The organism is Microbacterium sp. EF45047 (genome assembly GCF_028472845.1).
Lineage (GTDB): Bacteria > Actinomycetota > Actinomycetes > Actinomycetales > Microbacteriaceae > Microbacterium > Microbacterium neungamense.
The window spans coordinates 1,304,323-1,327,320 of sequence record NZ_CP069429.1; the positions used below are offsets into that span (position 1 = coordinate 1,304,323).

A 22,998-nucleotide genomic window follows, 5' to 3' on the forward strand; every position below is an offset into this window, starting at 1 on the left:
GCGCCCGTCGAGTCGAGGAGGAGCTTCGATGCCGATCCTGCCGAGCATCACCGGACCCCGCGATCTCGACCGGCTCTCCGCCGCCGAGCTGACCGCGCTGGCGGCCGAGATCCGCACCTTCCTGGTGGAGAACGTCGCCAAGACCGGCGGCCACCTCGGTCCGAACCTCGGTGTGGTCGAACTGACGATCGCGCTGCACCGGGTGTTCTCCTCCCCGGACGACCCGATCATCTTCGACACCGGTCACCAGTCGTACGTGCACAAGCTGCTCACCGGGCGGCAGGACTTCTCCGCTCTGCGCTCGCGCGGCGGCCTCGCCGGCTACCCGCAGCGCAGCGAGAGCCCGCACGACGTCGTGGAGTCGTCGCACGCCTCGAGCTCGCTGAGCTGGGCCGACGGGGTGTCCCGCGCCCTGACTGCGACCGGACGCGCCGACCGGCACGTCGTGGCCGTGGTCGGCGACGGCGCTCTCACCGGCGGCATGACCTGGGAGGCGCTGAACAACATCACCGACGACAACGACCGCAACCTGGTGATCGTCGTCAACGACAACGGCCGCTCCTACGCGCCGACCATCGGCGGCATGTCGCGGTACCTGAACCGGGTGCGCACCGCCGGCGCGTACCGAGAGATGCACCGGAAGTCCGACCGGCTGTTCCGCGCCCTCGGACCGTTCGGCCGGGCCCTGTTCCGCGGCGTCCGCGGGGGCACCCACGGCTTCCTGTCCCGGTTCACGAACAACGCCGCGCTGTATTCCAACCTCGACATCAAGTACCTCGGCCCCGTGGACGGGCACGACATCCCGGCGCTCATCGAGACGCTGCAGCTCGCCAAGGACTACGGCGCCCCGGTGATCGTGCACGCGATCACGGAGAAGGGCCGCGGCTACCAGCCCGCGCTCGACGACGAGGCCGACCAGTTCCATGCCGTCGGACGCATCGACCCGAAGACCGGCGGCCCGCTCACGGCGTCCTCCGGTCGCGCCTGGACCGACGCCTTCGCGGAGGCCCTGGTCGAGATCGGCGCCCGCGATCCGAAGGTGATCGCGATGACCGCGGCGATGCTGCGCCCCACCGGTCTGGCGCCGTTCGCCGAGCGCTTCCCCGACCGGGTCTACGACGTCGGCATCGCCGAGCAGCACGCCGTCGCCTCGGCAGCGGGTCTCGCCTTCGGCGGCCTGCATCCCGTCGTCGCGATCTACGCCACCTTCATGAACCGCGCCTTCGACCAGGTGCTGATGGACGTCGCCCTGCACCGCGCCGGCGTGACCTTCGTGCTCGACCGGGCCGGTGTGACCGGGCCAGACGGGCCGAGCCACCACGGCGTGTGGGACCTGGCGATGCTGCAGCTCGTGCCGGGCATCCGCATCGCCGCCCCGCGCGACGCCGAGCGGCTGCGGGAGACGCTGGACGAGGCCGTGGCGGTCGACGACGCGCCCACGGTGATCCGCTACCCGAAGGCCTCGGTGGGCCCCGAGATCCCGGCGGTGGAGCGTCTCGAGGACGGTGTCGACGTGCTCGCCCGGGGGGAGGGCGAGGACGTGCTGCTCGTCGGCATCGGCCCGTTCGCCGCGCTCGCCCTGGATGTCGCCGCCCGGCTGCGCGCCCAGGGGATCGGTGCGACGGTGGTCGACCCGCGCTGGGTGATCCCGGTGCAGCCGTCGATCGTCGAGCTCGCCGCGCGCCATCGTCTCGTGATCACCCTCGAGGACGGCATCCGCGTCGGCGGCATCGGCACGCGCGTGCGCCAGGTGCTGCGCGAGGCCGGGATCGACACCGCCGTGGACGAGCTCGGTCTGCCCGACGAGTTCATCGACCACGCCAGCCGCGAGGAGATCCTCGCGGACGCCGGGCTGACCGCCGCGAAGATCGCCCACGACGTCGTCGCGCAGGTCCTCGGCCGGCGCGTCCCGGTCGCCCGTCAGGCCGGCGAGACCGGCGCGATCGAGCTGCCCCTGCACGAGCGCGGCTGACGAACTCCCGGTCAGTTCAGGGCGTGCAGCGCCCCGACCACGGGGTGCGGATGCTCCGCGTCGCGGAGCGCGCGAGCCAGCAGGTAGCCGTCGGTGAGCGCGTCGCCGGTGATCATCACCCGCAACAGCTCCACGCCGCAGGTCTCCCGCACCTGGGCCGCGCACGCGGCGAGCACGCGGGTGCTGATCTCGTCGTTGTGCGGCAGCTCCGTGCCGTCCAGCATCCGGATCGCGTCCCGCAGCGCTGCGCCGACGATGTTCGAGGCGCGCTCCTTGACATTCACCACGTCGAGTTCGAACACCCGCAGATCGCGTCCGGTGGCGATCGGACGCCACTCGAACGAGGCGTGCACGCGGTGCTGATGACCGCCGGCCCCGGTCATCTCCCTGGCCGGCAGGTCGGTGGCGCGGCACCGCACGTCGACGAGGCGGTACCAGTAGAACAGCGGGAAGGCGCCGTGCGAGCCCGGCTGCAGCACGACCACCTCGCCGACGGCGCCCCCGGCGGACTTCCGGCGGGCCGGCCGGTTGCGGATGATCGGCTTCCCGTTCCGCGTGCGGATGGCCGCCCAGCCCTCGTCCACGGTGACGACGAACAGCTTCAGCAGCGCAGGCACCACGAGCAGGATGGTGAGGATCGCCGTCCCCGTCCGCAGCAGCCCCGACATCCCCTTGCCGCTCATCATGGTCACGAGCATGTCCATGTCACCACTGTGCCGCCTCGCGCCGGCGCCGGAGCACGGATCCGGCCCCGGCGCGGATGTGTTCACACGCTGTTCCCCGTGCGTTCGGCGACGGGTCGGGGCACGGAAACGGATGCTCCTGGGGCACGTCGCGTCCGGGACGCGCAGACGGGCGGGAGGAACGCGCCTCCCGCCCGTCGTGGGCCCTGCTCAAGCCTGCGCGATGCCGCGGATCGGCGGGTGGTGGAAGGTGTCGCCGAACACCCGCTGCGAGGCGCCCTCACGGTCCAGGTAAGGGGAGGCGCCGCCGTCGATGAACGGCCAGCCCGCGCCCAGGATCAGGCACAGGTCGATGTCCTCGACCTCCGGCACCACGCCCTCGTCGAGCATGATCCGGATCTCCTGCGCGAGTCCGTCCTGCACGCGGCGAAGGATCGTGTCCGCGGATGCCGGGGTCGAGCCGACCGCGCCCTTGAGCGTCTTCTCCGCCGCCTTCGTCCATCCGGTGACCCGGCCGCCCTTGTCCTTCTCGACGACCTGGTCGAGCTCGGCCAGCGCGTGGAAGTTGTCGTTCGCGTAGAACCGGTCCGGGAAGGCGCGCACCATGGTGTCCTGCACGTGCGCGGCCACCTTCCAGCCGACCAGGTCGATGAGCTGGAACGGCCCCATGGGAAGCCCGAGCGGCGCGAACGCCTTCTCGACATCCGCCACCGGGGTGCCCTCGTACACGGCGCGCGCCGCCTCGCCCATCACCTTGGCCAGCAGACGGTTCACCACGAAGCCGGGGGCGTCCGCGGTGAGCACGGCGTTCTTGCCGAGGTTCTTCGCGACCACGAACGCCGTCGACAGCGCGGCATCCGAGGTCTGCGGCGTCTTCACGATCTCGATCAGCGGCATCACCGCCACCGGGTTGAAGAAGTGGAACCCGACGAGACGCTCCGGGTGGGCGAGCTTCGCGCCGATCTCCTCGACCGACAGCGACGAGGTGTTGGTGGCGAGGACGGCGTCCTCGGCCACGATCTTCTCGATCTCGCCGAACACCTGCTGCTTGACGCCGACCTCCTCGAACACCGCCTCGATCACGAAGTCGCAGTCCGCGTAGAGGCTCTTGTCGGTGGTGCCGGTGATCAGGGCGCGGAGCCGGGCGGCGGTGTCGCCGTCCAGACGGCCCTTCGCCTCCAGCTTGCCGATCTCCTCGTGGATCGAGGCGACGCCCTTGTCCACGCGCGCCTGGTCGATGTCGGTGATCAGCACCGGCACCTGCAGCCTGCGCACGAACAGCAGCGCGAACTGGGTGGCCATGAGCCCCGCGCCGATGATGCCCACCTTGGTCACCTTCTTCGCCAGTTCCTTCTCCGGCGCGCCCACCGGCCGCTTGGCGCGCTTCTGCACGAGGTCGAAGGCGTACATGGATGCCGCGAACTGGTCGCCCGTGACGAGCTCCGCCAGCGCCTCGTCCTCGCGGGCGAAGCCCTCGGCGCGATCCTTCGGCGAGGTGCCGCTGCTGGCCTTGTCGAGCAGGTCGAGCGCGACGTAGGGGGAGCGGGGCACGGTGCCGATCTTCGACTCCAGCATCCCGCGGGCCATCTTGATCGCGATCGGCCATTTGGTGAGCCGCTCGATCCTCCCGGGCTGGTTCTTCCGCTCGACCTTCTTCCCGCCGAGGACCTCGTCCGCCCAGCGAAGCGAGTCCTCGAGGAAGTTCGCGGCGGGGAAGATCGCGTCCATGATGCCCAGCTCGAACGCCTGCTGCGGCTTCAGCATCCGGTTCTGCTTGAGCGGGTTCGAGATGACGACCTCGAGGGCGTTCTCGATGCCGATCAGGTTCGGCAGCAGGTACGCGCCGCCCCACCCGGGGATGATGCCGAGGAACACCTCGGGCAGGGCGATCGCGGCGGCCGAGGCGTCGACGGTGCGGTAGCTCGAGTTCAGCGCGATCTCCAGGCCGCCGCCGAGGGCCAGGCCGTTCACGAACGCGAACGACGGCACCCCGAGCTCCGACAGAGAGCCGAGGACCTTGTGCCCGAGCTGGGCGATCCGTCGCGCGTTCTCCTTCGAGCCGACCTTGCTGATGTCGGACAGATCGGCGCCCGCGGCGAGGATGTACTGCTTGCCGGTGATGCCGACGGCCTGGATCTCCCCGGATGCCGCCCGCGCCTTGAGGCCCTCCAGCGTCTCGCCGAGTTCGAACAGGGTCGCCGGCCCCAGCGTGTTCGGTCGGGTGTGGTCGCGCCCGTTGTCGAGCGTGATCAGCGCCAGCGTCCGGCCCGAGGGAAGGCGGATGTCGCGCACCCGCGAGTGGGTGATCACCTCGCCCTCGGCGAGGGCCGACAGCTGCGAGAAGTCGATGTCGTCGTAGCTCACTTCTTCTTCTTTCCGTCGTAGAACGGGTTCTCCCAGATGACCGAGCCGCCCTGGCCGAGGCCCACGCACATGGCGGTGAGGCCGTAGCGGACGTCGGGGCGCTCGGCGAACTGCGCGGCCAGCTGGATCATCAGGCGCACGCCGGAGGCGGCGAGCGGATGCCCGAGGGCGATCGCGCCGCCCCACGGGTTGACCCGCGGGTCGTCGTCGGCGATGCCGAAGTGGTCGAGCAGGGACAGCACCTGGATCGCGAACGCCTCGTTCAGCTCGAACAGCCCGATGTCGGAGATGTCCAGCCCGGCCTTCTTCAGCGCCTTCTCGGTGGATGGGATCGGCCCGATGCCCATGATCTCCGGCTGCACGCCGGCGTACGCGAAGGACACCATCCGCATCTTCGGCTGCAGGCCGAGCTCCTTCACGGCCTGCCGCCCGGCGAGCAGCGACATCGTGGCGCCGTCGGTGAGCGGCGAGGAGGTGCCGGCGGTGACGCGCCCGTGCGGGCGGAACGGCGTCTTCAGCCCGGCCAGGTCCTCCATGGTGGTCTGCGGACGGCGGCCCTCGTCCTCGCTGGCCAGGCCCCAGGCGCCCTCGGCGTCCTTGATCGCGACCGGGACCAGGTCGGGCTGGATCTTGCCGGCCTCGTACGCGGCCTGCACCTTGTGCTGGCTGAGCATGCCGAACCGGTCGGCGCGCTCCTTGGTCAGGTGCGGGAACCGGTCGTGGATGCGCTCGGCGGTCACGCCCATGTTCAGCGCGCCGGGATCGACCATCTTCTCGGCCACGAAGCGCGGGTTCGGGTCGGCGTTCGTGCCGATCGGGTGGCGCCCCATGTGCTCCACGCCCCCGGCGAGGGCGAGGTCGTACATGCCCACGCCGATCGAGGCGCCCATGGTCGTCACCGCGGTCATCGCGCCCGCGCACATCCGGTCGATCGCCAGACCGGGCACGGTCTGCGGCAGCCCGGCGAGGATCGCCACCGAGCGGCCGAGCGTGAGCCCCTGGTCGCCGGTCTGGCTGGTCGCGGCGATCGCCACGTCGTCGACGCGATCGCGGGGGACGCCGGGATTGCGCTCCATCAGGCCGATGGTCGCCTTGACGGCGAGGTCATCCGCGCGGGTGTTCCAGTACATGCCCTTCTCGCCGGCGCGCCCGAAAGGCGTGCGCACTCCGTCGACGAAGAAGACGTCCGAGATCTCGGCCACTCTGCCTCCATAGGTTGGGATACCGCCAGCCTAGGAGGGCGAAAATCGGCGCCGGAATCGGTTGGGTCGAACCTACGAACCGTCCTCGGCGGGCTCCTCGAACGATTGCGCAGCCTCTACAAAGGCATCCGAGATCTTCTGTGCGGTGTGCGCAATCTGCCAGGGGCGCGCCCCGAGCTCTTCGAGCGCCTTCCCGATGGCATCCGGAGTGGGCGCCGGCGGCTCCCAGGCGATCCGGCGCAGGTGCTCGGGCGTGAGCAGGTTCTCCGTGGGCATGTTCAGCTCCTGGGCGAGCTGCTCCACGACCGGGCGGGCGGCCTTCAGTCGGGCATCCGCCTCGGGATTGCGGTCGGCCCATGCGCGCGGCGGCGGCAGCGTGTCGCTGGGCACGCGCTCGCGCGGGAGTTCGGTGCTCTCGCGGCCCCGCACGATCGCCTGCCACCAGCGGTCCAGCTGGCTCCGGCTGGCGCGGCCGGTGAAGTCGGGGACGGATGCCAGGGCCTGCTTGCTCGCCGGAGCGGCGAGCACGGCCGCCACCAGCGAGCGGTCGGGGACGAGCCGCCCGGGGGAGACGTCCTGCTGCTGCGCGTACTCCTCCCGCGCCAGCCACAGCTCCCGCGCCACCGCCAGGTTCCGGGCGCCGCGGACCCGGTGCAGGCCGCTGAGCCGGCGCCATGGGTCCTCCCGGGGCGCCTTGGGGGCGCGGGCGAGGGTGGCTGCGAACTCCTGCGCGGCGATCTCGGTCTTCCCGGTCTCTGCCAGCTCGGCGGCGAGCACGTCGCGGACGTCGACCAGGTGCTCCACATCGAGGGCGGCATACTCCAGCCAGGCGGCCGGCAGCGGGCGCGTCGACCAGTCGGCGGCGGAGTGCTCCTTCGCCAGCGCGATCCCCAGCGTGCGCTCCACCACCGCCGCAAGGCCCACGCGTTCGTGACCGAGCAGCCGGGCGGCGAGCTCGGTGTCGAAGATCGACGGCGGCTCCAAGCCGAGCTCGCGCAACGACGGCAGATCCTGGCTCGCGGCGTGCAGCACCCATTCCGCGTCGCCGATCGCGTCCTGCAGCGGTGCGAAGTCGCCGAGCGCGGGGGGATCGAACAGCCGCACGCCGCCCGCCCCGCGGCGGAACACCTGCACCAGGTAGGCGCGCTGCGAGTACCGGAACCCGGAGGCCCGCTCCACGTCGACCGCGACCGGGCCGGTGCCCGCGGCGAGGGCGCGGCAGGCGGCCTCGAACTCCGCGCGGTCGTCGATCACGGAGTAGTCAGCCACGTCCGCCCTTCCTCGCGCCGAACACGGCGACGTTCTCGGAGCCCGGCGGCAGTCCCGCGAGCATCCCCACCAGCTCCGCCCATGCTTCCACATGCGGCCGGATCGGCCCCTCCGGCGTCCACGACGCGCGCAGCTCGATCTGCGCGCCGTCGCCCTCGCCGGCGAGCCCGCCGAAGCCCTTCGAGAGCATCTTCGTCGAGGTGCCGGATGCCGAGTGATACACCGCGTTCCGGGACTCCAGCGCGTCCACAAGCCACGACCAGGCGACGTCAGCCAGGAGCGGATCGGTGCCGATCTCCGGCTCCAACGGCGCCTGAGCGAAGGCGACGACGCGCCAGGCGCCGTCCCAGGCGCCCGGCTCGTCCGGGTCGTGCAGCAGCACGAAGCGCCCGGTGCCGTACACCGAGTCGCCGTGGTCGTCCGGGCGGACATCGGCGGCCAGGGCGAGCGCGAAGGGCGCCAGGCCGGAGGGGGAGGGGATCTCGCGGACGACGATGTCCGTGCGGAACGGCGTCGCGCGCAGCTCGGCGGCGGCCTCCTCGAAGGCGGCGGCGGCATCCGGGTGGGCGGTCACGGTGACAGGCTAGAGTCAGGAGGCGATGAAGAGTCTCAGGCACGCCGTAGCGCTGGCCGCACCCGCCCTCGTCGCCGCCGGCCTCGCGGGTGCCGCAGCCGTGTTCGCGACCGCCCGACGGGTGGTCACGCCCGCCATCCGCCGCAACGACACCGTCATCCTCGCGGTCGACACCGGCGCGCAGACGATCGAGCTCGGCCGCACACCCGACACCGAGCTGCCGGGGCGCTACGGGCTGTTCACCACCGGCACCCACGGCTACGTGAAGCTGGGCGCGGTGCTCAGCGCCGACGCCGGCCGGGTGCGTCGCAAGCTGCTCACCCAGATCGAGCCCGGGGCGCGCGTGGATCGGGACGCGGCCTTCAGCGGCTGGTACTACACCGCGCCGAGCGAACTGCACCTGCCGTGGGAGGCCGTCCTCATCGGCAGCCCGGCGGGGCCGTGCCCGGCGTGGCTCTTCCCGGGGGAGGACTGGTCCACCTGGGTGATCCAGGTGCACGGGCGCGGCACCACGCGCTCGGAGTGTCTGCGCGCGGTGCCGGTGTTCCACGCGCTCGGGCATCCGACCCTCGTCGTCTCCTACCGCAACGACGGGGAGGCGCCGCGCAGCCGCGGCGGCAGCTACGCCCTGGGCGCCTCCGAGTGGCGGGACGTGGACGCCGCGATCGCCTACGCCCTGCGGCGCGGGGCGCAGCGGGTCGTGCTGATGGGCTGGTCGATGGGCGGGGCCATCGCGCTGCAGGCGGCGGTGTCGTCGGGGCGGCGCGGCGCGATCGCCGGCGTGGTGCTGGAGTCCCCGGTCGTGGACTGGCGCACCGTGCTGCGCTTCCAGGCCCGGGAGTCCGGCCTGCGCGAGCCGCTGCCGCAGCTGGCGATGAGCGTGCTGTCCTCCGCGGTGACCGCGCGGCTCAGCGGCGCCGAGGAGGCGATCCCGTTCGACCGGCTGGACATGGTCGCGCGGGCGTCCGAGCTGGAGGCGCCCATCCTCATCCTGCACAGCGAGGACGACGGCTTCGTGCCCGCGGACGCGTCGCACGCCCTGGCCGCGGCCCGGCCGGACATCGTCACGATGCCGCGGTTCTCGGGGGCCCGGCACACCAAGCTGTGGAACTACGACCAGACGGCGTGGACCGACGCGATCACCGCGTGGATGCGGGATCAGGGTCTGAGCGTCCCGCTCTCCGGTCGCTGAGCGCCCTCAGCGCTTCTGCGCGACCTGCCGCTTCGCGCGGATCAGCATCCCGGTCATCCCTGCGATCCGCAGCGGCGACACCGCGCGGGTGAGCCCGATGCTCTGCGGGAAGTCGTCCGGGATCGCGAGCACCTCGTCAGCGGTGAGCCCGGTGATCCCCTGCACGAGGATGCTGGCGAAGCCGCGGGTGGTGGGCGCCTCCGGCGGTGCCGTGGCGTGCATGGTCACCACGCCGTCGTCGACCTCGACGTAGATGTACACCGGCGACTGGCATTCCGCGACGCGTTCGCACATCTCCGGATGCTGCGCGATCGCGTCCGGGACCGCGGGGAGCTCCTGCGAGAACTCGAGCAGCAGCTGCAGGCGCTCGTTCTCGGGCAGTTCGAGGAAGTCGTCGCGGATCTGCGCGAGGGTGTCGGGGGTGGCGGTCATCACCGCCATTTTCCCACGGTCAGAGCGAGCCGGGCTCGGTGCCGGTCACGATCGGCACGCGCACGGCGCTGCCCCACTCGGTCCAGGAGCCGTCGTAGTTGCGCACATCCGGGAAGCCGAGCAGGTGCTTGAGCACGAACCAGGTGTGGCTGGAGCGCTCACCGATGCGGCAGTAGGCGATCACCGCGTCGCCGTCCTTGAGCCCGGCGCCGTCGCGGTAGATCTCCTCCAGCTCCGCGCGCGTCTTGAACCCGCCGTCCTCGGCGACCGCCTTCCCCCACGGAACGCTCTGCGCGGTCGGGATGTGCCCTGCCCGCAGCGCGCCCTCCTCCGGGTAGGCGGGGGCGGAGGTGCGCTCCCCGCTGTACTCCTCAGGGGAGCGGACGTCGATCAGCGGCCCGCGGCCGAGGAAGGCCAGCACGTCGTCCTTGTATGCCCGCAGCACCGAGTCGTCGCGCTCCACGACGGGGTAATCGGTGCGCTCCCGCTGCGGCACCTCGGTGGTGAGCTCGCGACCCTCGGCGATCCAGCGGTCGCGGCCGCCGTCGAGCAGGCGGACGTCCTCGTGTCCGAACAGCGAGAACACCCACAGGGCGTACGCCGCCCACCAGTTGTTCTTGTCCCCGTAGATCACGACCGTGTCGTCGCGGGAGATGCCCTTGCGGCTGAGCAGCTCGGCGAACCCCTCGCCGTCGACGTAGTCGCGCACGACCGGGTCGTTGAGCTCGGTGTGCCAGTCGACCTTCACGGCGCCGGGGATGTGCCCGGTGTCGTAGAGGAGCACGTCCTCGTCGGATTCGACGACGACCAGGCCGGGGCGACCGAGGTTCGCAGCGAGCCATTCGGTGCTCACCAGGCGACCCGGCTCCGCGTACTCGGCGAACTTGGGGGACGAGGTGTCGAATTCGACGGTCACGGAGGCTCCTCAGGGTGATCGGGCGCAGGGGAGACGGCGTAGTGTGGAGCCGTCCCCTCCGACGATAGATCCCCTCCGGACCCCTCGCACGCGGATCGTAAGACTTCGACACAGGATGCCCATGACCCCGACGACCAGCACCGGCATCGTCCACCTCACCGAGCGCACGCCGACCGTGACGGGTCCCGAGATGCTGGCGAGCCTGGTCCCGCCGCCGCAGTTCGACGACGCGACCTTCGAGAGCTACCGCGCCGATCCGGCCTACCCGTCGCAGGACGAGGCGAAGCAGAAGCTGCAGCGTTTCTCGGGGCGGAGCGAGCCGGTCAAGCGGGGCGGATTCTTCCGGCGCGCCCCGAAGGAGACCCCGGTGAAGCCGGGCGTGTACCTGGACGGCGGGTTCGGGGTGGGCAAGACCCACCTGCTGGCGTCCGTCTACCACGCCCTCCCCGCCCGCCGGAAGTACTTCGGCTCGTTCATCGAGTACACCGCACTGGTCGGCGCCATCGGCTACAAGAACACCGTGGATCTGCTCCGCGGTGCCGACCTGCTGTGCATCGACGAGTTCGAGCTCGACGACCCGGGCGACACCATGGTGATGACCCGGCTTCTGGGCGAGCTGGTCACCTCCGGCACCAAGCTCGCCGCCACCTCGAACACCCCGCCGAACGCCCTCGGCGAGGGGCGTTTCGCCGCCCAGGACTTCCTGCGCGAGATCCACCAGATGGCGGACAGCTTCGAGACACTGCGCATCGACGGCGTCGACTACCGCCAGCGCGCGATCGACGGTCACGCCGTCGTGCTGGAGCAGACCGCCTTCGACCACGCGGTCGCGAACGGCGCCGCCGACGGGACGACGTCCGACGACGACTTCACCGCCGTGATCCGGCACCTGGCGCAGGTGCATCCGTCGCGCTACATCCGTCTCATCGACGGGGTCGACCTGATCGCCTTGCGCGACGTGCACGTGCTCACCGACCAGTCCGAGGCGCTGCGGTTCGTCGCGTTCGTGGACCGCGTGTACGACGCGCAGATCCCGATCGTGGCCACCGGCACGCCGCTGGACGAGGTGTTCGGCGCGGAGATGCTCGGCGGCGGCTACCGCAAGAAGTACCTGCGCGCGATCTCCCGGCTGAACGCGCTCACGCACGCCGCCGCCGGGTAACACGATCGTCACATCCGCGGGCGCGCCGTAACGTGCGCGCAACACATCCCGCCATCCGCGGAAACGTCGCAGGCACACACTGAAGCTCACTTCTTCCCGAAAGTGAGGTTCGACATGGATGCACCGGGCAACATCTCCTGGGCCGTGACCGCGACGGCGCTCGTGCTGCTGATGACGCCGGGCGTGGCGTTCTTCTACGGAGGCTTGGTCAAGGCCAAGAGCGTGATCAGCATGATGATGATGAGCTTCGGCTCGATCGGCCTGATCGCGGTCCTCTGGATCCTCTACGGCTTCTCGATGAGCGCCGTGGACGACCCCGGCCAGTTCGCCGGGAACCCGTTCGCCGACTTCGGCCTGGTGTCCGCGGCGAGCGGAGCGGGCGCCAACGTCGCCCTGCTCGGCATCGCCTACGGCGCGACGTTCGCGATCATCACCGTGGCCCTGATCTCCGGCGCGATCGCCGACCGGGCGCGGTTCGGCCCGTGGCTGATCTACGTCGGCCTGTTCGGCACGCTCGGCTACTTCCCGATCGCGGCCTGGGTGTGGGGCGGCGGCTGGATCATGAACCTGGGCGCCATGCTCTTCGGCGAGGAGAGCGGCCTGGCCGTCATCGACTACGCCGGGGGCCTGGCCGTGCACACCACCGCGGGCGCCGCGGCGCTCGCCCTGGCGATCGTGCTGGGCAAGCGGATCGGCTTCCAGAAGGGCATCCAGAAGCCGCACAACGTGCCGCTCACCCTGCTGGGCGCCTCCCTGCTGTGGTTCGGCTGGTTCGGCTTCAACGCCGGCGCCGAGTGGCTGTCCGAGGACATGGGCAAGGTCGGCCTGATCGCGATCAACACCCTCGGCGCGACCGCCGCCGCCATCCTCGGCTGGATCCTGGTGGAGAAGCTCAAGGAGGGCAAGGCGACTTCGATCGGCGCCGCGTCCGGGGCCGTGGCCGGGCTTGTGGCGATCACCCCGGCGTGCGCGAACCTGACCCCCGGCTGGGCCCTGCTGCTGGGCGCGCTGTCCGGCGTCGCCTGCGCCCTCGCCGTCGAGCTGAAGTTCCGCCTCGGCTTCGACGACTCCCTCGACGTCGTCGGCATCCACCTCGTCGGCGGTCTGCTCGGCACGCTGTACCTCGGCTTCTTCGCCACCGGCCAGGGCTTCTTCACCGGCGGCGACCTGCGCCTGCTGGCCCTGCAGGCGATCGCGGGCGTGGGAGTGCTGCTGTACGCCTTCGTCACCTCGCTCGTGATCGGCCTCGCCATCGAGAAGACGATCGGCTTCCGCGTCACCAGCGAGGACGAGATCGCCGGCGTCGACTTCGTCGTCCACGGCGAGGAGGGATACGTCCTCACCGAGTCCTGACCGCCCGGCTAGGGTGGCGGGGTGACGTCCTCCAAGAGCATCCTGTCCACCCTGGCCGGCATCCTCCTCAAGGCCCTGTCCCGCGAATCCAGAGCCACCCCCGTCGAGCCGCGCCGTCCGAACGCCACCCTGCGTCCGGACGGCGTCGGCGCGCGTGAGGGACGACGCGGCGGGGAGGCGGATGCCGGGCGGATGCCGGGATCGGAGACGATCCGCGTCGAGCCCGAGCGGGTGGACGATGTCTCCGTGGGGTACTCGCCGACGCGGAACAGCCTGCCTGACTCGGGCGAGGTGATCTGGACCTGGGTGCCCTACGAGGAGGGCGACGGCCGCGGCAAGGACCGGCCGGTGCTCGTGATCGGCCGGCAGTCGGACGACCGGGTGTACGCGGTGCGGATGACGAGCCGGCCGCACGACGGCGACCGGGACTACATCGGGATCGGGTCGGGGGAGTGGGACAGCCGGGGCCGGGAGTCCTGGGTGGACATCGAGCAGCTGTACAGCGTGCACCGCGACGGGATGCGCCGGGAGGCGGCGGTGCTCGACGAGGCGCGCTACGGACGCGTCGCGGAGGCGCTCATCCGCCGGTACGGCTGGGCGCGGGCGTAGCCGCCGGATCCCGTGCGACAGCGGCGGCCGCCCCGGAACCGTTAGCACCCGGCACAGGCGCGCACAACCCTCCTGCGCGCGGGGACGAGCGCGATCATCCTTGCTGACGTGGGCAGGATGTCGGCCGGATGGTACGAGGTCGCGCCGGGAGTGCACCGGCTCGGCCTCGCCGAGGTGAACTGCTACCTGGTGGTCACCCCCGACGGCATGACGCTCGTCGACGCCGGCCTGCCACGGACGGGGCGTGTGCTGGACGTCGTACTGGATCACCTCGGGGCGCGGCGCAGCGACATCGACGCGGTGCTGTTCACGCACGGCCATTTCGACCACGTCGGCATGGCGCGGCGGCTCGTGGACGAGTCCGGCACGCCGCTGCTGGTGCATCCGCGGGACGCCGAGATGCTCCGGCATCCGTACCGCTACGGGCACGAGCGGCCGCGGAGCGCGTACCCGATCCGGTACCCGCGCGCGGTCCCCGTGCTCGCCGCGATGGCGGCCGCCGGCGCCCTGATGGTGCGGGGCGTGGAGGCGGCGCCGCGCGGCTGGTCGCGCGCGCGGCCACCGCCGACAGCGCGCAGGCACTGGACGCCCTCGACGTGTTCCGGGAGGCGGATGCCGCGGTGCTGCTACCCGGCCACGGGGTGCCCTGGCGCGACGGCGTGGCGTCAGCGATCACGGCGGCGCGCCGCGCGGGCATCCGCTGAGCGAGCCGGAGACGAGGAAACCCCGGGAGATCCCGGGGTTCCGATGCGGTGGGCGATACCAGACTCGAACTGATGACCTCTTCCGTGTGAAGGAAGCGCGCTACCAACTGCGCCAATCGCCCGTGTGGAGTTGTCGCGTGCCGCGGGGGCACAGGTAAAGAGCATACCCGATCGGCGGCCCGTGCATGACACGGGCCGCCGTCCCGGGCGTGGCGGGGAGGCGCGACGCAGACACGCCCGAGGGCCGGTCACGGTTTGGCGATGCGCGGATCCTCGGCTAATGTATTGGAAGTGCCCGGGACACCGGGAACGAAATGCGGATGTAGCGCAGTTGGTAGCGCATCACCTTGCCAAGGTGAGGGTCGCGAGTTCGAGTCTCGTCATCCGCTCGAGTGCAGGAGCCCCCTTCGGGGGGTTTCGGCATGTGGGTTCGAATCCACCTCGCGGTGGCGTGGCCGAGAGGCTAGGCACCGGCCTGCAAAGCCGTTTACACGGGTTCGAATCCCGTCGCCACCTCGGCACAACTGAATAGCCCACGGGCGCGATTGGCGCAGCGGTAGCGCGCTTCCCTGACACGGAAGAGGTCACTGGTTCGATCCCAGTATCGCGCACCACCGGAAACCCCCGGTTCGCCGGGGGTTTCGTCGTCTCCGGGGCCCTCAGCGGATGTCGATGAGCATGCCGTCCTGCGGCTGTGCCGGGATGCGGCGCAGGCTGATCCGCAGATCCTGGTCGGGAACGGTGTACCAGCCGCGATCCGACAGCTCCTCCAGCGCCGCGGCGACGAGGTCGGTCGTCGCCCGCTCGCCGGGGCAGTGGTGCGAGGTCAGCATGTCGCCGACGCCCTGCGCGACCACGGCGTGGTCCGGCGCCTTCTCGAAACGCGCCGGGTCGAACCGCTCCGGCTCGCCCCAGATGCGCGGGTCGTGATCCGTGCCGTACAGATCGAGCAGCATCCACCGGCCGGCCGGGAAGCGCTCGCCGCAGAGGTGGAACGGCCGGGTCGAGACACCGCCGATCATCGGGAAGAACGGGTAGAAGCGGCGGATCTCCTCGGCCATCCAGCCGGTGAGGATCTCGTCGTTGCGGATGCGGCGCGCCCATTCCGGCCGGCGCTGCAGCGCGTGACCGGCGAAGGCGATGAACCGGGCCACCGCGACCACCGGGCGGACCAGGTTCAGCAGCTCGACCGCGGCGATCGGCGCCGGCAGCATCCGCCCGTCCTCTCGGAAGTGCGACACGCGCCCCACCGCGGTCTCCTCGTCGCCCCAGGCCCGCGCATCCTCCACCATCCGCCGCGCCCACGCCTCGGCCCGGCGGCGCCGCACGCGGGCGGCCCAGTTCACCGGACCCACGCTCGCGGCCCGGTCCACCATCACCCGCAGGTCGCCGGCGAGGGTCGCGTCGCCCGCCGCCGACGGCAGGCCGACCCAGCGCAGCGCGGCCCGGGCCAGGGCATCCGTGCCGAGGTCGAGCAGCGACACCCGTGAGCCGCGCCGGCGCTCTGCCGCGGCCTCCCACTCCTCGTGGAACAGGTCCACCAGCGGCGCCCGCCCGTGCAGGGCGATCTCGACCATCAGCTCCTTGCGCGCGTCGTGCCGAGGGCCCTCCAGCGACTGCACGCTGCCTTCGTCCTGCAGCAGATGCGAGGCCGAGCGCGGGACGGCGCCGGTGCGCTGGAAGCCGCTGCCGAACACGTGCACGGCCTCGGCGCCGCGGGCGACGACGACGTTGCGCCCGAGCAGGCGCGTGCGGAACGCGTCGGCCCCGGCATCCCGATAGCCGCGGATGCCGAACAGATAGCCGTCGCGGACGAAGCGGAGGGCCGCCTCGCGCACGAGCGGCGGCACTCCCGTCGGGGTCTCAGCCATGATCCTGTCGCTCTCTCGGATGGCGTCCCGGCCCAGGACGGACAGTTCGTCCCAGAAGTGGGCGATGGTGCGCGCGCCGGCCAGCAGCGTGTCGATGTCGACGCTTTCGTCGGCGCCGTGCCAGCCGCCCTCGGGCGGTCCTGTGCCGAGGAAGTACACCGGCACGTGCAGACGCGTGGACAGCAGCTCGGCCGGTCCGCCGCCGGCATTGCCCATCCGCCCCCGCGGTGCCGTGCCGAAGCCGGCGGCGAGAGCGCGCTCGAGGGCGTCCAGGACCGGCCCTGAGGGAGAGACGAGCGGCTCCTGCGCGATCGCCTCGTCGACGCTCAGCTCGTAAGCCGCGTCGTCCGGCACGGCGTCGGCGACGAACCTGCGCAGCTGGTCGGCCACCCGCTGGATCCGCTGCCGGGGAACGGTGCGGATGCTGAGGGTCGCCCGCGCCGGGATCACCGAGCGATCGAAGTCGCCAGGGTCTCCCGACAGCAGGGACAGCACCTCGACGGTGAGTCGCGCCCAGAGCCGCTCCAACGGCGTGAAGCCGCGCTCCCCAGTGATCTGCCGGGTGCCGGTGCGCTCCGTCCAGGCATCCGCGTCGTACGGGAGTGCCGCGAGTTCGCGCCGGCGCTCCGCGCTGAGCGGCTCGACGTCGTCGTAGAACCCGGGAAGGGCGATGCGTCCTTCATCGTCGTGGATCCGGCTGAGCAGGCGCGCGAGTGCGAACGCGGGGTTGAGGGTGACGCCGGAGGCCACCCTGCTGTGGACGTCGCGCTCCGGCCCGACGACCGTCACGGTGGCGGTCAGGATGCCGCGGATGGACGTCACCGGCGCGGGGGCGTCGTCGCGCCATTGCAACGTGTCGGAGAACACGACGAGGTCGCAGGCGAGATCATCGGCGTGCTCCGCGATGAGCTGGGCCAGGTGAGGCGAGCCCATCTCCTCCTCGCCTTCGACGAGGAACACGACGTTGACGGGGTGCGGGGATGCGGCGCGGTGCGCACGCAGCGCCCAGAGGTGGGCGAGCACCTGCCCCTTGGCGTCGGAGGCGCCGCGCCCGTAGAGCCGCCCGTCCCGTCGCGCGGCCGTGAATGGATCGGTCTGGTGCCACTGCTCGGGCTTGGCGTGACGCACATCGTGATGGCTGTAGACGAGCACGGTGGGCGCCGCCGGATCGCGGGCGCCCTCGCCGAGGACGGCCCACGCGTCCCCGGTCGGCAGGATCCGCGCCTCCAGGCCCGCGGCGCGCATCGCAGAGGCCAGCCAGTGCGCGGATCGCGCCATGTCGGCCCGGCGTGCGGGATCCGCCGCCACCGACGGGATGCGCACCCATCATCCTGGCCATCACCGGCGGTCTCGTGCAGTCCCTGCAGTTCCTGCTCTGGGTCGGGCTCGTCCTCCTGGCCATCGCGGTGATCGCCTGGCTGATCCGCGCGATCTCGGGACGCAACACGAGCGTATGACCTCGGACCCGGCATCCCGGGCCGAGGGGATGCCGCTGGTGCGAGACCTCGATGATCTCGAAAGCCTTGTGCGAGCTCATCGGGGTCTCGCCGTCCGTTATTCGAAGGGGTGGGGCGACGACCGCATCGCGTGGGTGCTCACCGGGCGGATCGTGGGCCGGGGCCCCGACTGCGAGCCGCTGCTCGACGACGTGCGGCCGGTCGCCCAGCTCGCGCCGGAAACTGCTGGAGGAGGCGGAGCGCGTCTACCACGAGCGGTTCCACGTGGGGCGGGACTCCACCGGCTGAGCAGGCCCTCCGGCCGCTCATCCGGGTCGCGGCGTGGCGGTAGCCTAGAAGCGACCTGGATGGAGACCTTCTGTGCCTGAGAACGCCCAGCCGACCGCCGAGAAGCGCGACGGCTTCGCCCTGTTCCCCGATCGCTCGGTCGTCGCGATGCGCGTCGGCGGCGTCCTGAAGGACTTGGCGGCCACGGTGACCGAGACGGACGACGTCGAACCGGTCACCATCGACAGCGAGGAGGGGCTGAGCATCCTCCGCCACTCCACGGCGCACGTGCTCGCGCAGGCCGTGCAGCGCATCAAGCCCCAGGCGAATCTGGGCATCGGCCCGCCCATCACCGACGGCTTCTACTACGACTTCGGCGTGGACACCCCGTTCACCCCGGAGGATCTGAAGGCCATCTCGAAGGAGATGCAGCGCATCATCCGCGAGGGTCAGCGCTTCGTGCGCCGCGTCGTCACCGACGAAGAGGCGCGCGCCGAGCTCGCCGACGAGCCGTTCAAGCTCGAGCTGATCGGCCTGAAGGGCCCGGGCGCGGGGAACGCCGCCGACGGGGCATCCGTGGAGGTCGGCGAGGGCGAGCTGACGATCTACGACAACGTCACCCGCGACGGCGAGGTGGTCTGGAAGGACCTCTGCCGCGGCCCGCACCTGCCGAACACGCGCATGATCGGCAACGGCTGGGACCTCACCCGCGTCGCGGCCGCGTACTGGCGCGGCAGCGAGAAGAATCCGCAGCTGCAGCGCATCTACGGCACCGCGTGGCCGAGCAAGGACGAGCTGCGGGCCCACCAGCAGCGGCTCGAGGAGGCCGCCAAGCGCGACCACCGGCGCCTGGGCGCCGAGATGGACCTGTTCTCCTTCCCGGACGAGGTCGGCCCGGGGCTGGCCGTCTTCCACCCCCGCGGCGGGATCGTCCGGTACGAGATCGAGCGGTACATGCGCGAGCAGCTGCTCGCCCACGGCTACGAGATGGTGAACAGCCCGCACATCACCAAGGGCGACCTGTTCGTCACCAGCGGGCACATGCAAACCTATGCGGACGGCATGTACCCGCCCATGCACCTCGACGCGATCGTCGACGAGGAGGGCAACGTCACCCGGCAGGGCCAGGACTATTACCTGAAGCCGATGAACTGCCCGTTCCACAACCTCATCTACCGCTCGCGCGGCCGCAGCTACCGCGAACTGCCGCTGCGGCTGGCGGAGTTCGGCACGGTGTACCGCTACGAGAAGAGCGGCACCCTGTCCGGGCTGACGCGCGTGCGCGGCCTCACCCAGGACGACGCGCACATCTACGTCGCCCAGGACCAGGTGGAGGCCGAGCTCACCCGCAACCTCGAGTTCGTGCTGAAGGTGCTCCGCGACTACGGCCTGGACGACTTCTACCTCGAGCTGTCCACGAAGGACGACAGCAAGGACAAGTTCCTCGGCTCCGACGAGCAGTGGGAGGTCGCCACCGAGACGCTGCGGCGGGTGGCCCTGGCATCCGGGCTCGAGCTCGTGCCGGATCCGGGCGGGGCGGCGTTCTACGGGCCGAAGATCTCGGTGCAGGCGCGCGACGCGATCGGCCGCACCTGGCAGATGTCCACGATCCAGCTGGACTTCAACCAGCCGGAGCGCTTCGAGCTCGAGTACACCGGCCCGGACGGGCTGAACCACCGGCCGGTGATGATCCACCGTGCGCTGTTCGGCTCGATCGAGCGGTTCTTCGCGATCCTGCTCGAGCACTACGCCGGCGACTTCCCGCTCTGGCTGGCGCCCGCCCAGGTGGTCGGCGTGCCGGTGGCTGAGGAGTACGCGCCGTACCTGGACGACGTCGTGGGGCGGCTGCGCGCCGCCGGCATCCGCGCCGAGGTGGACCATTCCGACGACCGGATGCAGAAGAAGATCCGCAACCACACCACCGCGAAGGTGCCGCTGATCCTCATCGCGGGGGAGCAGGACCGTGCCGCGGGCACGGTGTCGTTCCGGTTCCGCGACGGCTCTCAGGAGAACGGCGTGCCGCTGGACGAGGCGATCGCGCGCATCCGCCGGGCGGTGGAGAGCCACACGCTCGTGCGCACAGCGGAGGATCTGGCGTGACGGAGGACGGCGCGCAACTCGCCGGCGTGCCGGACGAGTTCCAGCGGCTGTGGACCCCGCACCGGATGGCGTACATCCAGGCGGGGCGGGAGCCGCTGCGTGAGGAGTGCCCGTTCTGCGAGGCGCCGAAGCATCCGGACCCCGAGCGGCTCATCGTCGCGCGCGGCGAGACCGCGTTCGTGCTGCTGAACCTGTTCCCGTACAACTCCGGTCATCTGCTGGTGTGCCCGTACCGGCACATCGCCACGTACGACCAGGCCAGCCCGGAGGAGGTCGCCGAGATCGGCGCGCTCACCCAGACCGGGATGCGGGTGCTGCGGGAGGTGTCGCGCTGCGACGGCTTCAACCTGGGCATGAACCAGGGCGCCGTGGCCGGTGCCGGCGTGGACGCGCACCTGCACCAGCACATCGTGCCGCGGTGGTCGTCGGATGCGAACTTCTTCCCGATCATCGCCAAGACGAAGGCGCTGCCGCAGCTGCTCGGCGAGGTCCGTGAGGCCGTCGCCCACGCCTGGCCCCGCTGAACGCCTCGCCGCCTGGCTCTGTTTGTGCCGTTCTGCGGACCGCGGGGTCAGCGGACCCGGCGGGCGGTGAACTGGAGGCGCGGGTTCGCGTAGAACTCCTGCGACTCGATCAGCTGCAGCTCGCGCTCACCGGAGTCCAGCGTCGTCTGCAGCAGGTCGAACACGCTCGACACGGTGCGCTCGAGCGCCGTCCTGGCATCGCCCGTGCCGACGTAGTGCGCGGTGAACAGCGCCGCGGTGACATCGCCGGAGCCGTTCGCCTTCATCGGCAGGTGCGGCGTGGACACCAGCCACGCGCCCTTGTCGTCCACGGCGAGCATCTCGATGGTGCCCTCCTCGCGATCCGGGCGCTCCACGCTGGTCACCAGCACGGTCGAGGGCCCCATCGCCCGCGCGGCGTCCACCGAGGCGAGCGTCGATTCCAGATCGGCGGGCTCGGTGCCGGTGAGGTAGCCGAGCTCGAACTGGTTCGGCGTGATGATGTCGGCCACCGGCACCACGCGGTCGCGCAGCAGGTCGGGGATCGCCGGGGGCGACGAAGCATCCGGACTTGGCGTTGCCCATCACCGGGTCGCACGCGTACACGGCATCCGGGTTCGCGGCCTTCACCCGCGACACGGCGTCGATGATCACATCCGCGATGCCCTCGCCGCCCTGATAGCCGCTGAGCACGGCGTCGATCTGCGGCAGGACCCCGCGCTCCTCGACGCCGGTGATGACCTCGCGCACATCCGCCGGGTCGATCAGCGGACCGCGCCACGCGCCGTACCCGGTGTGGTTGGAGAAGTTGACCGTGTAGACCGGCAGCACCTCCACGCCGATGCGCTGCAGCGGGAACACGGCCGCGGAGTTGCCCACATGGCCGTAGGCGACGGCGGACTGGATCGAGAGGATCTTCATCCCGCCATCCTCTCATTCCGCCCGGCGCACCCCCGGCAGCCGACCCGGGCGATGTGCCCGGCGGCGCATCCGTCAGCGCGCCGCGCTCATCGGGCTGCGGCGGCGAGGTCGTCGAGCAGCCGCTCGGCCGCCTCGTCGTCGAGATCGTGCACGGTCAGCCGCAGGTGGCGGGATGCCGGCCCGGCGTCGTCCAGCCGGAACTCGTCGCCGGTGCGCGCGAGCCAGCCGCGCCGCATCAGCGCCTCCGCGGCCCGGCGGGCCGGCACATCGAGCTCGACCCACAGGCTGAGGCCGTCGGCGGAGGAGGTGCGGATGCCGCGCGCTGCCAGTCCCGCCGCGAACGCGGCGTTGCGGTCGGCGTAGTGCCGGCCGGCGGCGTCGATCCGCTGCCGCACCTGCGGGTCGGTGAGCTGCGCGTGCGCGAGCCGCTGCAGCAGATGGCTGACCCACGTCGTTCCGGGGCTGAGCCGCATCGCCAGCCGCTCGGCGGTGGTCGGATCGGTGGCCGCGATGGCCAGGCACATGTCCGGCCCGAGGAACTTCGACACCGAGCGCACCAGCGCGTAGCGCCGGTGCCCGGGCCCGATCAGCGTCGCGTAGGGATGCTGCGACAGCAGCGAGAAGTGGTCGTCCTCGATCACCAGCACGTACGGATGCGCGGCGAGCACTTCCCGCAGCGCCGCCGCGCGGGCGGGGGAGAGGCTGACGCCGGTCGGGTTCTGCGCCCGGGGCGTGCAGATCACGGCCCGCACGCCGGCGTCGAGAGCGGCGCGCAGCCCGTCCACGGTCATGCCCTCGTCGTCCACGGGCACCGGGACGGCGCGATAGCCGCCGAGGCGCACGGTGTGGATGCTGGCGAGGAAGCAGGGGTCCTCCAGGGCGACGGCGTCGTCGCGCAGAAGCGCCTGCGCGAGCAGCCGCTCCACGGCGTCCACGGCGCCGCTGGTGACGCTGATCCGCAGATCGTCGCGGCCGAGGTCGGCGCGCGCCCACTCCTCGGCCCAGGCCTCGAGACCGGCGTCGATCACCGGCTCGCCGTAGAGCACGGGCCGCCCCACGATGCGGCCGAGCGCCGGTGTCGGGTCCGGGATGAGCCGGGGGTCGGGGTTGCCGGAGCCGACGTCCTGCAGCACGGTGTCGTGCGCGACGCCCTCCTGGGCGAACGTCTCGGCGCCGGCGACCACGGTGCCGGCGCGGCCGCGGGAGACGACGAGACCGGCCTGAGCCAGCTGCCGGTAGGCGGAGACCGCCGTGTTCCGGTTCACGCCCAGCCGCGCCGCCAGCTCGCGCACGGGCGGCAGGGCGTCGCCAGGGCGCAGCATCCCGCGTTCCCGCAGCGACCGCACGCTGTCGGCGATCTCGGCGGCGGTCGTCCCGGTGATCACGTCGTCCATCGTCACGAGTCTACGGGGCATCCGGGCCGGTGCTATGGTTTGACATAGGCCAA

At 71.5% G+C, this 22,998-nt stretch carries 18 protein-coding genes, 4 tRNA genes and 1 pseudogene; 12 read left to right on the forward strand and 11 right to left on the reverse strand.

Going from position 1 to position 22,998, the window contains the following annotated elements; genetic code table 11:
• Positions 1-28 precede the first annotated feature (28 nt).
• A complete protein-coding gene (gene dxs, locus JRG78_RS06265) occupies positions 29-1,972 on the forward strand; it encodes a 1-deoxy-D-xylulose-5-phosphate synthase (RefSeq protein ID WP_259605888.1) in 1,944 nt (647 codons plus the stop codon).
• 11 nt (positions 1,973-1,983) lie between these two features.
• On the opposite strand, the gene JRG78_RS06270 is transcribed toward dxs, so the two are convergent.
• The 5 genes from JRG78_RS06270 to JRG78_RS06290 all read right to left on the reverse strand — a co-directional run bounded on the left by JRG78_RS06270 (position 1,984) and on the right by JRG78_RS06290 (position 8,064).
• Positions 1,984-2,676, reverse strand: a complete 693-nt coding sequence (locus JRG78_RS06270; protein ID WP_259605889.1) for an SPFH domain-containing protein — start codon at positions 2,674-2,676, stop codon at positions 1,984-1,986.
• Positions 2,677-2,865: 189 nt separating this feature from the next.
• Positions 2,866-5,019 (reverse strand): 3-hydroxyacyl-CoA dehydrogenase NAD-binding domain-containing protein, encoded by a 2,154-nt coding sequence (locus JRG78_RS06275; RefSeq protein ID WP_259605890.1) that lies wholly within the window; start codon positions 5,017-5,019, stop codon positions 2,866-2,868.
• Positions 5,016-6,221 (reverse strand): thiolase family protein, encoded by a 1,206-nt coding sequence (locus JRG78_RS06280; protein ID WP_259605891.1) that lies wholly within the window; start codon positions 6,219-6,221, stop codon positions 5,016-5,018. Before JRG78_RS06280 ends, JRG78_RS06275 begins: the two co-directional genes overlap by 4 nt.
• A 72-nt stretch (positions 6,222-6,293) precedes the next feature.
• Complete coding sequence (locus JRG78_RS06285; protein ID WP_259605892.1) at positions 6,294-7,490, reverse strand: ribonuclease D; 1,197 nt, start codon at positions 7,488-7,490, stop codon at positions 6,294-6,296.
• Positions 7,483-8,064, reverse strand: a complete 582-nt coding sequence (locus JRG78_RS06290) for a DUF3000 domain-containing protein (RefSeq protein ID WP_259605893.1) — start codon at positions 8,062-8,064, stop codon at positions 7,483-7,485. Before JRG78_RS06290 ends, JRG78_RS06285 begins: the two co-directional genes overlap by 8 nt.
• A 25-nt stretch (positions 8,065-8,089) precedes the next feature.
• Here JRG78_RS06290 and JRG78_RS06295 point away from each other — a divergent pair, with 25 nt between their 5' ends.
• Positions 8,090-9,256 (forward strand): alpha/beta hydrolase family protein, encoded by a 1,167-nt coding sequence (locus JRG78_RS06295; RefSeq protein WP_272653206.1) that lies wholly within the window; start codon positions 8,090-8,092, stop codon positions 9,254-9,256.
• A 6-nt stretch (positions 9,257-9,262) separates the two neighbouring features.
• Here the strand turns inward: JRG78_RS06295 and JRG78_RS06300 are convergent, their stop codons facing one another.
• Positions 9,263-9,688, reverse strand: coding sequence for a SufE family protein (locus JRG78_RS06300; RefSeq protein ID WP_259605895.1), 426 nt, complete (start codon positions 9,686-9,688; stop codon positions 9,263-9,265).
• A gap of 19 nt (positions 9,689-9,707) precedes the next feature.
• A complete protein-coding gene (locus JRG78_RS06305; RefSeq protein ID WP_259605896.1) occupies positions 9,708-10,604 on the reverse strand; it encodes a sulfurtransferase in 897 nt (298 codons plus the stop codon).
• 121 nt (positions 10,605-10,725) lie between these two features.
• Between JRG78_RS06305 and zapE the strand changes: the two genes are divergently transcribed.
• The 4 genes from zapE (at position 10,726) to JRG78_RS06325 (ending at position 14,505) form a co-directional block, all read left to right on the forward strand.
• Positions 10,726-11,766, forward strand: coding sequence for a cell division protein ZapE (gene zapE / locus JRG78_RS06310; protein WP_259605897.1), 1,041 nt, complete (start codon positions 10,726-10,728; stop codon positions 11,764-11,766).
• Positions 11,767-11,880: 114 nt separating this feature from the next.
• Positions 11,881-13,119, forward strand: a complete 1,239-nt coding sequence (locus JRG78_RS06315) for an ammonium transporter (protein ID WP_259605898.1) — start codon at positions 11,881-11,883, stop codon at positions 13,117-13,119.
• A gap of 21 nt (positions 13,120-13,140) precedes the next feature.
• The gene (locus tag JRG78_RS06320) at positions 13,141-13,728 is read left to right on the forward strand and encodes a type II toxin-antitoxin system PemK/MazF family toxin (protein ID WP_259605899.1); all 588 of its coding nucleotides are present in this window, start codon (positions 13,141-13,143) and stop codon (positions 13,726-13,728) included.
• Positions 13,729-13,845: 117 nt separating this feature from the next.
• Entirely contained in the window at positions 13,846-14,505 is a 660-nt protein-coding gene (locus tag JRG78_RS06325; RefSeq protein ID WP_336297670.1) for an MBL fold metallo-hydrolase, read from the forward strand.
• Here JRG78_RS06325 and JRG78_RS06330 read toward each other — a convergent pair.
• Positions 14,482-14,554: transfer RNA gene (locus JRG78_RS06330), tRNA-Val, on the reverse strand. The two genes, JRG78_RS06325 and JRG78_RS06330, sit on opposite strands and share 24 nt — an antisense overlap.
• Positions 14,555-14,748: 194 nt before the next feature.
• On the opposite strand from JRG78_RS06330, the gene JRG78_RS06335 reads away from it, so the two are divergent.
• The 3 genes from JRG78_RS06335 (at position 14,749) to JRG78_RS06345 (ending at position 15,046) form a co-directional block, all read left to right on the forward strand.
• Positions 14,749-14,821: transfer RNA gene (locus JRG78_RS06335), tRNA-Gly, on the forward strand.
• Positions 14,822-14,877: 56 nt separating this feature from the next.
• A tRNA-Cys gene (locus JRG78_RS06340) sits at positions 14,878-14,948 on the forward strand.
• 23 nt (positions 14,949-14,971) lie between these two features.
• A tRNA-Val gene (locus JRG78_RS06345) sits at positions 14,972-15,046 on the forward strand.
• Between the two features lie 45 nt (positions 15,047-15,091).
• Here JRG78_RS06345 and JRG78_RS06350 read toward each other — a convergent pair.
• Entirely contained in the window at positions 15,092-17,626 is a 2,535-nt protein-coding gene (locus JRG78_RS06350) for a M20/M25/M40 family metallo-hydrolase (RefSeq protein WP_259605900.1), read from the reverse strand.
• 163 nt (positions 17,627-17,789) lie between these two features.
• On the opposite strand from JRG78_RS06350, the gene JRG78_RS06355 reads away from it, so the two are divergent.
• From JRG78_RS06355 to JRG78_RS06365, 3 genes are all read left to right on the forward strand, one after another.
• Complete coding sequence (locus tag JRG78_RS06355; RefSeq protein WP_259608144.1) at positions 17,790-18,128, forward strand: DUF6098 family protein; 339 nt, start codon at positions 17,790-17,792, stop codon at positions 18,126-18,128.
• 67 nt (positions 18,129-18,195) lie between these two features.
• A complete protein-coding gene (thrS, locus tag JRG78_RS06360) occupies positions 18,196-20,127 on the forward strand; it encodes a threonine--tRNA ligase (protein ID WP_259608145.1) in 1,932 nt (643 codons plus the stop codon).
• Positions 20,124-20,651 (forward strand): HIT family protein, encoded by a 528-nt coding sequence (locus JRG78_RS06365; RefSeq protein ID WP_259605901.1) that lies wholly within the window; start codon positions 20,124-20,126, stop codon positions 20,649-20,651. Before thrS ends, JRG78_RS06365 begins: the two co-directional genes overlap by 4 nt.
• A 47-nt stretch (positions 20,652-20,698) precedes the next feature.
• Here JRG78_RS06365 and pdxY read toward each other — a convergent pair.
• Positions 20,699-21,551 (reverse strand): annotated as a pseudogene (gene pdxY, locus JRG78_RS06370) (pyridoxal kinase PdxY).
• An 86-nt stretch (positions 21,552-21,637) separates the two neighbouring features.
• Positions 21,638-22,945, reverse strand: a complete 1,308-nt coding sequence (locus tag JRG78_RS06375) for an aminotransferase class I/II-fold pyridoxal phosphate-dependent enzyme (protein WP_259605902.1) — start codon at positions 22,943-22,945, stop codon at positions 21,638-21,640.
• Positions 22,946-22,998 lie beyond the last annotated feature (53 nt).